Annotated in this window: 13 protein-coding genes and 2 pseudogenes; 10 read left to right on the top strand and 5 right to left on the bottom strand. The window is 74.2% G+C overall.

The genetic code is table 11. The features are described 5' to 3' along the window. Nucleotide 1 precedes the first annotated feature (1 nt). Nucleotides 2–1,092 (bottom strand): annotated as a pseudogene (gene ligD, locus BJF81_RS01495) (non-homologous end-joining DNA ligase). A 163-nt stretch (nucleotides 1,093–1,255) separates the two neighbouring features. On the opposite strand from ligD, the gene BJF81_RS01490 reads away from it, so the two are divergent. Beyond that, on the top strand, nucleotides 1,256–1,921 hold the full coding sequence (locus BJF81_RS01490) for a hypothetical protein (protein ID WP_075956866.1): 666 nt from the start codon (nucleotides 1,256–1,258) through the stop codon (nucleotides 1,919–1,921). A 102-nt stretch (nucleotides 1,922–2,023) separates the two neighbouring features. After that, a complete protein-coding gene (gene msrB / locus BJF81_RS01485; RefSeq protein WP_075956865.1) occupies nucleotides 2,024–2,488 on the top strand; it encodes a peptide-methionine (R)-S-oxide reductase MsrB in 465 nt (154 codons plus the stop codon). 7 nt (nucleotides 2,489–2,495) lie between these two features. Here the strand turns inward: msrB and BJF81_RS01480 are convergent, their stop codons facing one another. The 3 genes from BJF81_RS01480 to hemG are packed head-to-tail and all read right to left on the bottom strand — an operon-like array spanning nucleotide 2,496 to nucleotide 5,062. Next, complete coding sequence (locus tag BJF81_RS01480) at nucleotides 2,496–2,864, bottom strand: HNH endonuclease (protein WP_075956864.1); 369 nt, start codon at nucleotides 2,862–2,864, stop codon at nucleotides 2,496–2,498. 31 nt (nucleotides 2,865–2,895) lie between these two features. Then, complete coding sequence (hemQ, locus tag BJF81_RS01475; RefSeq protein ID WP_075956863.1) at nucleotides 2,896–3,603, bottom strand: hydrogen peroxide-dependent heme synthase; 708 nt, start codon at nucleotides 3,601–3,603, stop codon at nucleotides 2,896–2,898. A 46-nt stretch (nucleotides 3,604–3,649) separates the two neighbouring features. Beyond that, nucleotides 3,650–5,062 carry a protoporphyrinogen oxidase gene (gene hemG / locus BJF81_RS01470; RefSeq protein WP_075956862.1) on the bottom strand — a complete coding sequence of 471 codons (1,413 nt, stop codon included), beginning with the start codon at nucleotides 5,060–5,062 and terminating at the stop codon, nucleotides 3,650–3,652. 41 nt (nucleotides 5,063–5,103) lie between these two features. On the opposite strand from hemG, the gene nadE reads away from it, so the two are divergent. Beyond that, a complete protein-coding gene (nadE, locus tag BJF81_RS01465) occupies nucleotides 5,104–5,949 on the top strand; it encodes an ammonia-dependent NAD(+) synthetase (protein WP_075956861.1) in 846 nt (281 codons plus the stop codon). Between the two features lie 45 nt (nucleotides 5,950–5,994). On the opposite strand, the gene hemE is transcribed toward nadE, so the two are convergent. After that, on the bottom strand, nucleotides 5,995–7,044 hold the full coding sequence (gene hemE / locus BJF81_RS01460; protein ID WP_075956860.1) for a uroporphyrinogen decarboxylase: 1,050 nt from the start codon (nucleotides 7,042–7,044) through the stop codon (nucleotides 5,995–5,997). Between the two features lie 104 nt (nucleotides 7,045–7,148). Here hemE and BJF81_RS01455 point away from each other — a divergent pair, with 104 nt between their 5' ends. From BJF81_RS01455 to BJF81_RS01425, 7 genes and pseudogenes are all read left to right on the top strand, one after another. Further along, nucleotides 7,149–7,808, top strand: coding sequence for a DUF3000 domain-containing protein (locus BJF81_RS01455; protein WP_143780619.1), 660 nt, complete (start codon nucleotides 7,149–7,151; stop codon nucleotides 7,806–7,808). Continuing rightward, nucleotides 7,805–9,067 (top strand): HRDC domain-containing protein, encoded by a 1,263-nt coding sequence (locus BJF81_RS01450; RefSeq protein WP_083663907.1) that lies wholly within the window; start codon nucleotides 7,805–7,807, stop codon nucleotides 9,065–9,067. Before BJF81_RS01455 ends, BJF81_RS01450 begins: the two co-directional genes overlap by 4 nt. A 57-nt stretch (nucleotides 9,068–9,124) precedes the next feature. Next, nucleotides 9,125–10,653, top strand: a pseudogene (locus BJF81_RS01445) (helix-turn-helix domain-containing protein). A 38-nt stretch (nucleotides 10,654–10,691) separates the two neighbouring features. Continuing rightward, entirely contained in the window at nucleotides 10,692–11,486 is a 795-nt protein-coding gene (locus BJF81_RS01440) for a spermidine synthase (protein WP_075956858.1), read from the top strand. Between the two features lie 158 nt (nucleotides 11,487–11,644). Next, on the top strand, nucleotides 11,645–12,076 hold the full coding sequence (locus BJF81_RS01435; RefSeq protein WP_075956857.1) for a hypothetical protein: 432 nt from the start codon (nucleotides 11,645–11,647) through the stop codon (nucleotides 12,074–12,076). A gap of 98 nt (nucleotides 12,077–12,174) precedes the next feature. Beyond that, on the top strand, nucleotides 12,175–13,860 hold the full coding sequence (locus BJF81_RS01430) for a sensor histidine kinase (RefSeq protein ID WP_143780618.1): 1,686 nt from the start codon (nucleotides 12,175–12,177) through the stop codon (nucleotides 13,858–13,860). Next, nucleotides 13,857–14,498: a response regulator gene (locus BJF81_RS01425; RefSeq protein ID WP_075956855.1), complete on the top strand. Its 642-nt coding sequence runs from the start codon at nucleotides 13,857–13,859 to the stop codon at nucleotides 14,496–14,498. Before BJF81_RS01430 ends, BJF81_RS01425 begins: the two co-directional genes overlap by 4 nt. Nucleotides 14,499–14,560: the final 62 nt, after the last annotated feature.

Genomic DNA, 14,560 nt, shown 5'->3' with positions numbered 1-14,560 from the left:
GTCAGTCTGCCCGATCCGGTCCGGCCGACGGTGGCTCCACGCGGTTGCCGTGCTCGTCCCAGTGCTCGGCGACCTTCTTGCTGGGCTGCACCCGCGGCGGTTCGCCCGGCATCTTGGGGTGGTCCGGCGGGAAGCTCAGCTCCCCCAGGCCGCGCTCCAGGTCCGCCTCCCACAGGGCGTGCGCGGCGGCGAGGTCGGCCGGGTCCTCGTGCAGGTCGGCCCAGGGGTCGCCGTGCTCGGCCAGCCACCCCGGGACCGTGTGCACCGTCAGGGTCGTGGGGTCGACCTCGTCGAGCTGCTCCCAGGAGACCGGCACCGACACCGGCGCGCCAGGCAGGATACGGGGGCTCCAGGCGGCCGCGAGGGTGCGGTCGCGGGTGGCCTGGTTGTAGTCGACGAAGATCCGCTCGCCCCGCTCCTCCTTCCACCAGGCGGTGTCACCAGGTCGGGCAGCCGCCGCTCCAGCTCGCGGGCGATGCCGATGACGGCGTGCCGCACGTCGAGGAACTCCAGGGTCGGGCGCACCGCGGCGAAGACGTGGACGCCCCGGCTGCCGGTGGTCTTGACGTGAGGGTCGAGCCCCACCTCGGTCATGACCGTCCGCAGGCCGTGCGCGGCCTCGACCACGTCCCGGTAGTCGCGGCCCGGCTGCGGGTCCAGGTCCACCCGCACCTCGTCGGGGTGATCGTTGTCCCCGGTGCGCACCGGCCAGGGGTGCCAGGTGACCGTGCCCATCTGCGCGGTCCACAGCAGCGTGGCCGGGTCGTCGACGACCAGCTGCGGGTGGCTGCGGCCGCTGGGGTAGGTGACCATCGTCGTCCGCGCCCACTCCGGGACCCCCTTGGGAGGGTTCTTGGAGTAGAACTCCTCCCCCTCGATCCCCCCGCGGACCCGTTGCAGGGTCACCGGGCGGTCGGCGAGCCCGCGCAGCATCGGCTCCGCGACGGCCTGCAGGTATGCCGCCAGGTCGGCCTTGGTGATCGCTGCGCCTCGGTCCGTGGCGGGCCAGACAACCTTGTCCGGGCTGGAGAGGCGGACCTGCCGGTCCGTCCCGTCGGGTCCGGGAGCGGTCAGGGTGAGGGCCTCGGGCATGGCCCCAACCTACCGAGCCGCCCGCCCGTGCGATGTGACCAAGATCACTGGGAGTGACGTGCACCACAGTGGGCGGTTTCGGCGGGACGATCAGCACAGGTGCCGCTCGGCACCCGCCTGACGGGCCGCCCAGGGGACGGCCCCGGTTCGAAGGGGAACCATCATGCGCACCACCACCCGCACCCTCACCACCGCCCTCCTCGCCGCCCCGCTCGTCGCGGGCGCGGCCGTGCCGGCGACGGCCGCACCACCGATGAGGTACACCGACTCCGGCACGCACGTCGAGACCTCGGGCCAGCTCCTCGGCGAGGTCGACGGGCTCGACGGCAACGTCCACCAGGTCTTCGTGACCGCCGATGAGTCCGACGACGGCACCTACGGCTACGGGTACGTCGACAGCTGGGCCTGCGATGACGGCGTCACCCAGCCCTACGACCCCGAGACCGGTGAGGAGCTGTGCGACTACGTGGGCTTCGTGGAGCTCGAGAGCTTCGACGCCGACATCGAGGTCGGCAAGAGGCTGACGAGCGGCGTCCTGACGGGGATGTACTCCAGCGTCGTCTGGGACTGCGACGAGGTGGAGTGCTGGCCGGTCCCAGGTGACGCATCGTTCGACGTCGACGTGACCGTCACGGCCGACTCGACCAAGCCGGCGACCGCCCGCTTCATGGAGACCTACCGCGACCCGGCGACCGGCTACTCCTACCGCGGCACGAGGACCCAGAAGTTCACCACCGGCACCGCCACCGGCACGGTGGGCAGCGAGAATCTCGTGGACGGCTGGGGGCTGGTGGGCACCTACACCTTCCGGGCCATGGAGAAGTACTGAACCGACGGGAACGTACGGGACGCAGGAGCCGGCGCCCCCGGGTGCCGGCTCCTGCACGCGTAGGTCCGGGAACATCTGGGGCTAGGTGTCGTTGACCACGACATGGCCCACCACCACAGCACCCCCGCGACCGACGCCGCCAAGAACGCGACGGCATACCCCACCGCCCGTCCCGAGGACGAGTGGAGGACGCAGCTGACGCCGGAGGAGTACCACGTCCTGCGCGAGGCGGGCACCGAGCGTCCCTTCGTCGGGGAGTACACGAACACCACCACCGAGGGCGTCTACAGCTGCCGCGCCTGCGGGGCTGAGCTGTTCCGCTCCGAGACCAAGTTCGAGAGCCACTGCGGCTGGCCCAGCTTCTACGCCCCGCTGGCCGAGGACCGTGTCCAGTACATCGAGGACAACTCCCTGGGTCGCACCCGCACCGAGGTGCGCTGCGCATCCTGCGGCTCGCACCTGGGGCACGTCTTCGAGGGCGAGGGGTACGAGACCCCGACCGACCTGCGCTACTGCATGAACTCCATCGCGATGACGCTGCAGCCGGCGGAGGGCGACCGGGGCTGAGCGCGCCTCACCCCGTCACCGGGTCGTGGTCGGCCGCCCTGCCGGCCACGACCGCCGTCAGCTCGGCGTGCCGGACCAGGAAGGCCCGCTCGTCGAGCTTCTTGCGCCGCAGCCAGACGGTGACCTCGGTGGAGCACTTGCTCGCGTTGCACGACCGGCAGGCCGGCACGACGTTGTCGAGGGTGTAGCGCCCGCCCCGGGAGATCGGCAGCAGGCAGTCCTTCTGCAGGCCTGGCGTCCTGGCGCCGCAGTAGGCGCAGCCGGCCCACGCCTCGACCAGCAGCGCCCACTGGGCGGGTGTGAGGTCGTGCTCGACCCGGGCCATCCGGCGCGCGCGCCGGCGCGAGGCGCGCGCCGAGCGGGTGCGGGAGACCATGACCGCGAGGGTATGCCGCGGCGCGCCCGGCTCAGGGGAGGCTGGCGACCAGCTGGCCCAGCTCCACCCGCGGCCCGGTGAAGAACGGGACCTCCTCGCGCACGTGCAGCCGGGCGTCCGTGGCCCGCAGGTCGCGCATGAGGTCGACGATGCGGTGCAGCTCCTCGGCCTCGAACGCCAGCAGCCACTCGTAGTCACCCAGGGCGAACGCCGAGATCGTGTTGGCCAGCACGTCCTTGTAGCCCGCGGCCGCCTGGCCGTGCTCGCGGAGCATCCGGCCGCGCTCGGCGGGGTCGAGGATGTACCACTCGTAGGAGCGCACGAAGGGGTAGACGCACAGGTAACGCCCCGGCTCCTGGCCGGTGAGGAACGCCGGCACGTGGCCCCGGTTGAACTCCGCGGGCCGGTGCAGACCCACGACCGACCAGACGGGGTCCAGGTGCCGGCCCAGCTCGGTCCGGCGCAGGCGCTGGTAGGCCCGCTGCACCGTCTCCACCTCCTCGGCGTGCCACCAGACCATGAGGTCGGCGTCGGCGCGGAGGGCGGAGACGTCGTAGACGCCCCGCACGACGAGGCCCTCGTCCTCGAGCTCGGCGAAGAGGCTCTCGACCTCGGCCACCAGACCGTCGCGCTCGTGCGGCAGCGGTGCCGCTGCCCGGAACACCGAGTACGCGGCGTAGCGGACGGTGGCGTTGATCTCGTCGACCTGCTCGGACGTGGGCGGCGTGTAGGACGTCATGGCGGCATTGTCCCCGCTCCGGCTGGACGGGGCCCGGCGGGGTGCCTCACCCCAGGTCCTCGACCGCCCGGCGCGCCGAGGCGATGCAGGCCGGGATGCCGACCCCGTCGAAGGCCGCCCCGCACGCCGCCAGGCCGGGCACGGACGCCAGGGCCGCACGCACCCGCGCGATCCGGTCCTGGTGCCCCACGGCGTGCTGCGGCAGGCCGCCGCCCCACCGCTGGACGTGGGCGTCCACGGGTGAGGGAAGGTCCCGGCCGAGGGCCGCGGCCAGCTCGGAGCGGCACACCGCGACCAGGTCGGCGTCGGGCACCTGCAGGGTAGCCTCCTCGCGGTGCCTCCCCACGGAGACGCGCAGCAACGTGAGGTCCTGCCCGTCGGGGCCGGCGCCCCGCCCGGCCTCGCGCACCCAGTCCCACTTGGCCGCGCTGAAGGTGGACGCCTTGACGGTCCGGCCGTCGACGGGGGGCACGAGGAAGCCGGACCCCTGCAGCTCGCCCAGCTCGCGGCTCCCGTAGGCGAGGGTGACCACCGCCATGGACGCGGTCTCGACCTCGCCCAGCAGTCCGGCCGCCTCCGGCGACACCGGCCGCAGCAGGCGGGCGGCGGGCGCGGCCGGGACGGCGAGCACGACGCGGTCCGCCAGGTATGACGTGGGCCGGGGCCGCGGGCCGGTCACCACCTCCCAGCCCCCGTCGGGACGCCGGTGCAGCTCCCGGGCCACGGTCCCCAGGACGACCCGGGCACCGCGCGACTCCAACGACCCGGTCAGCGCGGCCGGGAGCCGGTGCAGCCCTCCCGCGAGGGTGGCGAACACCGGTCGGGGTGCGGGGGCCTGCGTGCCGCCCCCCGCCGGGACGACCCGGTCCACCGCGGCCAGCAGCGGCTCCCCCGCCCGCGCGGCGGCCAGGAGCCCGGGCAGCGCGGAGGCTGCGGAGAGGAGGTCGGCCGACCCGGCATACACCCCGCCCAGCAGCGGCTCGACGAGCCGGTCGACCACGGCCCGCCCCAGGCGGGACCCGACGAGCTCCCCCACGGGCACGTCCTCGTCCGGGCCCGGGCGGACGCCGGGGGTCTCGTGACGCACCCGGTCGACCTCGTCGTCGGTGAGCAGGCCCGTCAGCGTCCCCGGGTCGGCCGGCACCCCCATGAGGGTCCGTGGCGGGACGCGGTGCAGGCGCCCGCGGGACCAGATCTGGGCGGAGGCTCCCGTGGGGTGGACGACCTGCCCCCCGAGACCGGCGTGCTCCATCAGCTCCAGCGCCTCGGGCCGGCGGGCCAGCACAGCCTCGGCCCCCACGTCCACGCTCACCCCGGCCACGGCACCGGCGCGGATCTTGCCGCCGACGCGGTCGCTGCCCTCGAGGAGGGTCACCTCGGCCGTGGGGTCGCGCCGGAGGAGCTCGTCGGCCGCCGTGAGGCCGGCGACGCCGCCGCCGACGACGAGGTAGGAGGTCATCCGCCCAGCGTCTCACCCCGTCCCCGGCTAGAGTCGGCCGCATGACCGACCGACAGACCCAGGACGAGATCCGTGCGGCCCTCGAGGTCGTCGACCCGGACACCTTCGACGCGGCCGCGGAGACCGAGCGCCGGATCTTCTTCCTCGCGGCGTACCTGCGCCGCACGGGCACCAAGGGCTACGTGCTCGGCATCAGCGGCGGGGTCGACTCCACCGTGGCCGGGAGGATGGCGCAGCTGGCCTGCGAGCGGGTGCGTGCCGAGGGCGGCGAGGCCGCGTTGGTCGGCGTCCGGCTGCCCTACCGCGTGCAGGCCGACGAGGACGACGCCCAGGCCGCGCTGCACTTCATCGCTCCCGACGAGGTGATGACGATCGACATCGGGCCGGGCGTCGACGCCCATTGGCAGGCGATGCTCGACGCGGGCCTGGACGTCCACGACGACGTCGACGAGTACCACAAGGGCAACGTCAAGGCCCGCCACCGGATGGTCACGCAGTACGCGATCGCCGGGGCCCGCGGGATGCTGGTCCTGGGCACCGACCAGGCGGCCGAGGCGATCGTGGGCTTCTTCACCAAGTACGGCGACGGAGCGGCCGACGTCACGCCCCTCTTCGGCCTGCCCAAGCGGGGCGTGCGCGAGGTCGGACGGGTCCTGGGCGCCCCGGACCCGCTGGTGGACAAGGTGCCCACCGCGGACCTGGAGAGCGACCGGCCGCTGCTGACCGACGAGGAGGCCCTGGGCGTCACCTACGTGGCGATCGACGACTACCTGGAGGGTCAGGAGATCGCCGAGGAGGACGAGGCCACGATCCTGGGCTGGTACCGCCGCACCGCCCACAAGCGCGCCCTGCCGGTCACCCCGGACGGCTTCCTCGGCGACCGCTGACGGTCCACCAGGGGCCGGGACGCCGGGCGCAGGTCCTCCGGGGCGTCAGCGCCGCGACACCTCGTGCACCAGCTCCACGACCCGGGTGAGCACGTCCGGGTCGGTCGCGGGGAGCACGCCGTGGCCGAGGTTGAAGATGTGGCCCGGGGCCCGCCGGCCCTCCTCGACGATCTCGCGCACCCTGCGCTCCAGCGCGTCCCAGGGGGCGAACAGCAGTGCGGGGTCCAGGTTGCCCTGCACGGCATACCGGCCCCCGGTCCGCTCGACCGCGTCGGGCAGGCTGACCCGGTAGTCCACGCCGACGACGTCCGCCCCCGCCTCGGCCATCTGCGCGAGCAGCTCGCCGGTCCCCACGCCGAAGTGGATCCGGGGCAGGTCGGGGTGCGACCGTCCCATCCCTTCCAGCACGGCGCGACTGTGCGGCTCGACGAACCGGAGGTAGTCGGCCCGCGAGAGGTGGCCGGCCCAGGAGTCGAACAGCTGCACCGCGGAGGCGCCCGCGTCCGCCTGCACCCGCAGGAAGGCCAGCGAGATCTGGGCCAGCCGTGCGCACAGGTCGTGCCACAGCTGCGGGTCACCGTGCATGAGCGCCTTGGTGCGCTCGTGGTTCTTCGACGGTCCGCCCTCGACGAGGTAGGAGGCGAGGGTGAACGGGGCTCCCGCGAACCCGATGAGCGGGGTGTCCCCGAGCTCGGCGACGAGCAGCCTCACCGACTCGGTGATGTCCGGCACGTGCTCGGGCGTCAGCTCGGGCAGCCGGTCCAGGTCCGACCGCTCCCGGACCGGCCGGGCCACCACCGGGCCGGTGCCCGGCACGATGTCCAGGTCCAGGCCCACCGCCTGCAGGGGCACGACGATGTCGCTGAAGAAGATCGCGGCGTCAACCCCGTGCCGGCGGACCGGCTGGAGGGTGATCTCGGTGACCAGCGCCGGCGTGCGGCAGGACTCCAGCATCGGCACGTCCGCGCGGATCGCGCGGTACTCCGGCAGGGAGCGCCCGGCCTGACGCATGAACCACACGGGGGTGTGCGGAACGGGCTGCCGGCGGGCGGCACGGACGAGGACGCTGTCGGCCTGGGGGGTGGGAACACTCACCCCGGAAGTGTCCCACGAGGAGCCTGTCGGACCCCTGGCCACGGACACGCGGTGGGCCTCGCCTCCACGCCGCAGCCGCTGGTGCGGCCTACTGTGGAGACGTGGTGAGCCGCGGACCCGGACCTCGCCCGCGGTCGGGGACCGCGGGCCGCTCCACGGCGCCGGGACCGGCGGGGACCTCCGCCGTCTCCCCGTTCGCGCTCGCCCTCGACGGCATCCGGCTGGCCACGACCCGCCCCGAGCTGCGGCTGGAGGAGGTGCCCGCCCCGACCCGGCTGGCCCCGCAGGCGGTCGCCCTCTCGGGCGAGGTGGTCCCCAGCCACCTCACCGAGGACGACGACGCGATCGCCACCGGCCGGTTCGTCCTGCTGCACGACCCCGACTGCCCCGAGCCCTGGGAGGGGCCGTGGCGGATCGTCAGCTACGCCAAGGCCGAGATGGAGCCCGAGGTGGGTCACGACCCCCTCGCCGGGCAGGCGGGATGGTCCTGGCTGACCGACGCCCTCGAGGCGGCGGACCTGACGTGGGCGGCCCCGGCGGGCACCGTGACCTGCGTGACGTCGGAGAGCTTCGGCGCGCTCGAGGACCGGCCGCCCACCGTGGAGCTGGAGCTGCGGGCCTCGTGGACGCCGGTCCTGACCCCGGGCCGCGAGGCCGAGGAGACGGCCGCCCACCTGGGGGCGTGGGGAGACCTGCTGTGCACGCTGGCCGGCCTGCCGCCGCTGCCGGAGGGGGTCGTGGCGATCACGGGGCTGCGCCGGTGAACCAGCCCCGCGGGGACGACCGGGAGGTCGCGCTCGAGGACTTCGAGCCGCTGGACGCCCCGGTGGAAGGCGTTCCCGCCGTGGTCGAGACGCCGGCCCGGCTCGCCGAGCTGGCCGAGGCGCTCGCCGGTGCCGAGGGACCGGTCGCCGTCGACGCCGAACGGGCCTCGGGCCACCGCTACGGTCAACGGGCCTACCTGGTGCAGCTGCGCCGGGAGGGGGCCGGCACCTGGCTCGTCGACCCGGTCGCCCTCGAGGACCTCTCCCCGGTGGCCCGGGCGATCGACGGGGTCGAGTGGGTGCTGCACGCCGCCACCCAGGACATCCCCTGCCTGGCCGAGGTCGGGCTGCGACCCACCAGCCTCTTCGACACCGAGCTCGGTGCCCGGCTCGCAGGGCTGCCCCGCGTCGGCCTGTCCGCCTCGATGGAGTACTACCTGGGCGTCACCCTGGCCAAGGAGCACTCGGCGGTCGACTGGTCGACCCGGCCGCTGCCGGAGCCCTGGCTGCGGTACGCGGCCCTCGACGTCGAGCTGCTCGTCGACCTGCGGGACCGGATGGAGCGCGACCTCGCCGAGCAGGGCAAGCTCGAGTGGGCCCGGCAGGAGTTCGCGGCGCTCGTCTCCTTCGTGGGGCCGCAGCGCGACGACGAGGACGCCTGGCGCCGCACGAGCGGCGCGCAGCGGGCCCGCCGGCCCCGCCAGGCCGCGGCCCTGCGGGAGCTGTGGCTCGAGCGCGACCGGCTCGCACGCGAGCGGGACGTGCCTCCCGGCCGGATCCTGCCGGACGCCACCCTCGTCGACCTCGCCGCCCGCCTCCCCCAGCACGCCGCCGACCTTGCCGGCGGCAAGACCGAGCGCAGCCACGCCCGCCAGCGCCGGGCCGACCAGGGCCTGGCGCGGCACCAGCGGATCTGGCTGGCCGCGCTGCGGCCGGCGGCCGACCTCCCCGAGGACGAGCTGCCCCCGCCACCCCCGCGGCCGGACGGCCCTCCCCCGCCCCGGGCGTGGGCCGACAGGGACCCCGAGGCCGCGGCCCGGCTCGAGCGGGCCCGCGCCGGGCTCGCCGAGCTGTCCGAGCGGGTGGACGTGCCCGTGGAGAACCTGATGACCCCCGACCTGGTGCGCCGGGTGCTGTGGGAGCCCCCGTCACCGGCCACGCCGGAGGCGCTGGAGGCCGCCTTCGCCGATCTGGGGGCGCGCCCCTGGCAGCGCGAGCTCGTGGTCCCGGTGGTGCACTCGGCACTGAGGTCGGGCTGACCTCGACCGACGCGCGCGGTCCCGCGTCTATCTCATATGTGATCTAGAGTGGCCGTCATGACTGAGAGCTACCTCTCCCGCATCGGCGGCCTGATCCGCGACGCCCGTCGGCACAAGGACCTCACCCAGGCCGAGCTCGCCCAGCTCCTCGGCACCAGCCAGAGCGCCGTGGCCCGCATCGAGCAGGGCAAGCAGAACCTCTCCCTGGAGATGATCGCCCGCATCGGGGAGAAGCTGGACTCCGAGATCGTCCAGGTCTCCTCGGGGGTGCCGCAGAACCTGCGGATCGTCGGCGGGGGCAAGCTCTCCGGCGAGATCGACGTGCGCACCTCCAAGAACGCCGCCGTGGCCCTGCTGTGCGCCTCCCTGCTCAACAAGGGGCGGACCACCCTGCGCAACCTGGCCCGCATCGAGGAGGTCAACCGGATCACCGAGGTGCTGACCTCGATCGGCTTCAAGATCCGGTGGCTGCCGGACTCCTCCGACCTGGAGATCGTGCCGCCGGAGACGATCGACCTCGACGCGATGGACGAGACCGCGGCCCGGCGCACCCGCACGATCATCATGTTCCTCGGTCCCCTCATGCACGAGTTCGAGACCTTCGAGCTGCCCTACGCCGGCGGCTGCGACCTGGCACCCGCACCGTCGAGCCCCACATGATCGCGTTGCGGCACTTCGGGATCGACGTGACGGCCACCACGGGGTCCTACCACGTGTCGGTGGACCGCACCGCCAGCCCCCAGCGTCCCATCGTGCTCACCGAGCGCGGCGACACCGTCACCGAGAACGTCCTGCTGGCCGCCGCCCGCCACCCGGGCACCACGGTCATCCGCAACGCCTCCTCCAACTACATGGTCCAGGACCTGTGCGTCTTCCTCCAACAGCTGGGCGTGACCATCGAGGGGCTGGGCACCACGACGCTCACCGTGACCGGCGTGGAGCGCATCGACCAGGACATCGAGTACTCCCCCTCGGAGGACCCGATCGAGGCGATGAGCCTGCTGGCGGCGGCGGTCGTCACCGGCAGCGAGATCACCATCAGGCGGGTGCCGATCGAGTTCATGGAGATCGAGCTGGCCGTCCTGGACACGATGGGCTTCGAGTGCGAGCTCTCCGAGGAGTACACCTCGGCCAACGGGGTGACCCGGCTCGTCGACCTGCGCACCGTGCCCGGACCGCTGAAGGCGCCGCTGGACAAGATCCACCCGCTGCCCTTCCCCGGCCTGAACATCGACAACCTGCCGTTCTTCGCGATCATCGCGGCGTGCGCGCACGGCTCGACGCTCATCCACGACTGGGTCTACGAGAACCGCGCCATCTACCTCACCGAGCTCACCACCCTGGGGGCCAAGGTCCACCTCATGGACCCGCACCGGGTCATGATCGAGGGGCCCACGAAGTGGCGCGCCGGCGAGATCATGTGCCCGCCCGCGCTGCGCCCCGGCGTCGTCATCCTGCTGGCGATGCTCGCGGCTCCCGGCGTCTCGGTGCTGCGCAACGTCTACGTGATCAACCGCGGCTACGAGGACCTGGCCACCCGGCTCAACGCCCTCGGGGCCCAGATCCAGACCTTCCGGGACATCTGAGCCGCGCACCGGACGCAGCGCCGGCCACGGCATACCCGATGAGCATCGTCTGGGACGAGCGGGGCGGTGCGACCGTCGTCCGCGACGGGCACCCGCAGTCCTACGTCGACCCCGACGACCCGCTGCTGCTGGTCTTCGAGTACGTCCAGCAGTTCGCCCTCGTGCTGGAGTCCCTGCGCCCGGACCCGGCGTCGCTGGCGGTCACCCACGTGGGCGGAGCCGGTATGACGCTGGCCCGCTGGGTGCACCGGATGCACCCGGGGTCCCCGCAGATCGTCCTCGAGCCCGACGTCGCCCTGACCGACCTGGTCCGCCGGGAGATCCCGCTGCCCCGGGGCCACCGGATCAGGGTGCGACCGCTGACCGGGCAGGAGGGGATCGCCGGGCTGAGGGACGGGTCGGCCGACGTGCTGGTCGTGGACGCCTACGACGACGGGCGGCTGCCCGCCGAGCTGGCCGGCCGCCGGTGGGCCCGGGAGTCGGCACGCGTGCTGGCGCCCGACGGGCTGCTGCTCGTCAACGCCGCCGACTCCCCCGGACTGCGCTGGGTCACCCGGCTGGGGGCGACGCTGCGGACCGAGCTGCCCCACGTGGGCCAGCTGGTCCTGCGGGAGGTGGCCAAGGGGAAGAGGTTCGGCAACGTGGTCCTCGTGGCCTCCAGGGCGCCGCTGGACGACGTCACCCTGACCCGGGCCGCGGCGCGGGCGAACTTCCCGACGAGCTGGCGGCCCAGCGCGCAGCTCGCGGCCGCCGAGCGGGGCGTGCCGCCCTTCGAGGAGGTCGGCGAGGCCTCTCCCCCGCCGCCGGACGACGGCCCGCTGCGGCTGCGGTAGGCCCTGCCGTCAGGGAGAGCCTCATCCTCGGGGCGGACGACGCTCGTCCCGCCGGATGAGCAGGTTCGTCCTCCTGGCGGTCGTGGTCGGCGACCGGCCACCGGTGCGCTGGAGGGCAGCGGGCGACGCCGGGCCGCCCCGCCACGGAAGGAACACCCATGCACCGCATCGTCCGCCGAGGGCTCCTGGCCACCGCGGCCGGCACCGCCGCCGTCGCGATGGCCGCCGGGTCCGCCTCGGCCCATCACTGCTTCGTCCCGATGTACACCCTCAACGGGCCGACGTCGTCGGCCAACTGGATCGTCTACACCGCCGAGGCGGCCGCGACCGATCCCGAGATCGCGGGGATCACGCTGGGGTGCCCGGAGGCAGCTGCCGCCGGCTACGAAGCCCTGGAGGCGGCCGGTCTGCCGGTCGGCATCAAGATCTTCGCGAAGATGACCATCGGCGACCCCAAGGGTGAGGGACGGATCCCCAACCCCAACGGCGCCAACGGCAAGGGCATGGAGTACTTCGGTGCCGGTTCCACGCTGGCCGACCAGATGCTGGAGACCTGGATCGGTGCCGCGATGAGCCACGACTGCGGCTGAGCCCAGCGGAGGAGACCGCCGCTCTGCTGCGCGGCCCAGGGTTGCCCAGCTCGGGGGGCTGGGCGATCCTGGGCCGGACGGCGTCGGAGAGGGGTGAGATGGCCAGGACGAGGTCCGCCCACCGCCGGACCCTGGTGACGGTCGGGGCGGTCGTGCTGACCGGCTGCGCCCTGGCCACCCTCACCCTGCTGCTCACGTCGCCGGAGAGCCCCGTCCTGCTGTGGTTCGCCGCCGCCTACGTCTGGTCGGTGGCCGGCCTCGTCCTCGTGGACGTCCTGGCAGCGCGCCGTGCCCTGCGCGACGAGGAGGCCCGGTTGCGGGCGGACGCCGGCGTGTCCAGCCACGTCCTGGCCGACCGGGCCGTGCACGAGGAGCGCCGCCGGCTGGCCGTCGACATCCGCGGCGTCCTGGTGGACACCCTCACCCAGGTCCGGGACGGGGCGGAACGAGCCCTGACCCGACCGGCCGGGGACGCGGGCGCCGGGGATGCCCTGGTGGCCTCGCTGCGCACCAGGACCCAGGTCGCGACCAGCGAGCTGCGCCGGCTCCTGGGCATCCTGCGGGTGGCCGACGGGACGGACGGCCCCGTCCACGACCCGGTGGACGAGCAGGAGGAGGTGCCTCCGGCCGCAGGCCCCGCGCGGGCCACCGACCAGGCAGGGAGGCCACCCCGACGGGACGTCGTCGAGACCGCGGTGATCGTGGCCCTGGGGGCGGCGGAGGCCGTCATCAACACCTCCGCCCGTGACGGAGCGGTGGCCGTCGGGGTCGTCGTGGCGACCGTCCTGGCGGCCGGCGCGTTCGTCGGTCGCACCGTCGCGCCCGTCGTCACCGCCGTCGTCCAGTCCCTCGTCTTCGCCGTGGCCTCCTGGCTGGGTGCACCGGTCATGTCCGGCGTGTGGCTCGTCCGGGGCGTCGGCGCCGTGCTGTGGCGCACCGCCTCCGGCGCCCCGGGCAGGGCTGAGCTCGGAGCCGCGCTGCTGCTGGCCACGACGGTGCTGGCCAGCCGTCAGCAGGAGCCCGCCCTGGGTGTCGGCGCGACGGCGGCGGTCGTCGTGGTGGCCCTGACCGGTGGCCTCCTGCGGTCCAGGACGGCCCGTCGGTCCGCGGCCGCCATCGAGGCGGCCACGCTGCTGCGCCGCCGGACCGCGCACGAGGTGGCCCTGGCCGTGACCGCCGAGCGCGTCCGGATGGCCCGCGAGCTGCACGACGTGGTCTCCCACAGCGTCGGCCTCATCTCGATGCAGCTCAACGTCCTGGAGGTCGCGACGACGCCGGAGGCCCGCGTCCGGGCGCTGCGCGACGTCGTGGCCACCAGCGACGAGGCCCTGCGCGAGCTCACCCCGCTGGACCGGTTCGAGGAGATGCCCGCAGTCGGACCCCGCACCGTCGAGGACGTCCTGGCTCTCGTGGACCGCGTGCGCGCCACGGGCGGCTGCGTCGGCCTCACCCTCGTGGGCGAGCCGCCCGCGACCCAGATGGGCGTGGTCTACCGCGTCCTCCAGGAGGCGCTGACCAACACCATGCAGCACGCGCCGGGCGCCGACGTCGCCGTGCGGGTCCGCACCACCGCGGACGGCACCTGGCTCTCGGTGCACGACGACGGACCCGGTCCGGCTGGCCAGCCGGTGCGCCGGTACGGCATGGTGGGACTGCGTGAGCGGGTCGCGCTGGCCGGCGGGACCCTCGAGGCGGGCGGCGACGCCACCCGGGGCGGTTTCCGGGTCGACGCCTTCCTGCCCGCCCCCACCCGGGCGGCCCGGACCACGGAGGTGCTTGGATGAGCGTCCGCGTCATGCTCGTCGACGACCACGCCTCCATGAGGGCGGGCCTGTCGATGGTCCTCGCCAGCGACCCGGAGATCGACGTGGTCGCGGAGGCCGGTAACGGCGCCGAGGCGGTGCGGGTGGCCAGAGAGCGCCGCCCGGACCTGGTCTTCCTGGACGTGGAGATGCCCGGGTGGAACGGCGTGCGCACCACCGCCGAGCTCCTCCGGGTCCTGCCCGAGGTCCGCATCCTCGTGCTGACGATGTTCGACCTGGACGAGTACGTCGCCGGCGCGATGCAGGCCGGCGCACACGGCTTCCTGCTCAAGACCGCGGACGCCCGCGAGCTGATCGCCGCCGTCCACGCGTGCGCGGCCGGCGAGGCCGTGCTGACCCCGGAGGTCCTGTCCCGGGTGGCCGCGCACTTCGTCCGCAGCCACTCCGTCCGCCCCCGGGAGGGGCTGGACCGGCTCACCGAGCGGGAGCGGGAGGTGCTGGCCCTCATGTGTCAGGGCCTGTCCAACGGTGAGATCGCCGCCCGGCTCGTCGTCGAGCTGGCCACGGTCAAGAGCCACGTGGCCCACATCCTGCAGAAGCTGGCCGCCCGTGACCGGCTGCAGGCCGTGGTCATGGCCTACCGCGCCGGACTGGCCTGAGATGTCCCGTGCCGGCCTCCGCGGGACGGGATCCGGCCCGCGCCGTTGCCCGGTCACGGGGG

Source organism: Ornithinimicrobium sp. CNJ-824, from assembly GCF_001942405.1.
In the GTDB taxonomy this organism is placed as follows: Bacteria; Actinomycetota; Actinomycetes; order Actinomycetales; family Dermatophilaceae; genus Ornithinicoccus; species Ornithinicoccus kibberensis.
The sequence above is the reverse complement of the archived record's forward strand: the minus strand, read 5'-3'. Positions and strand labels throughout refer to the sequence as shown.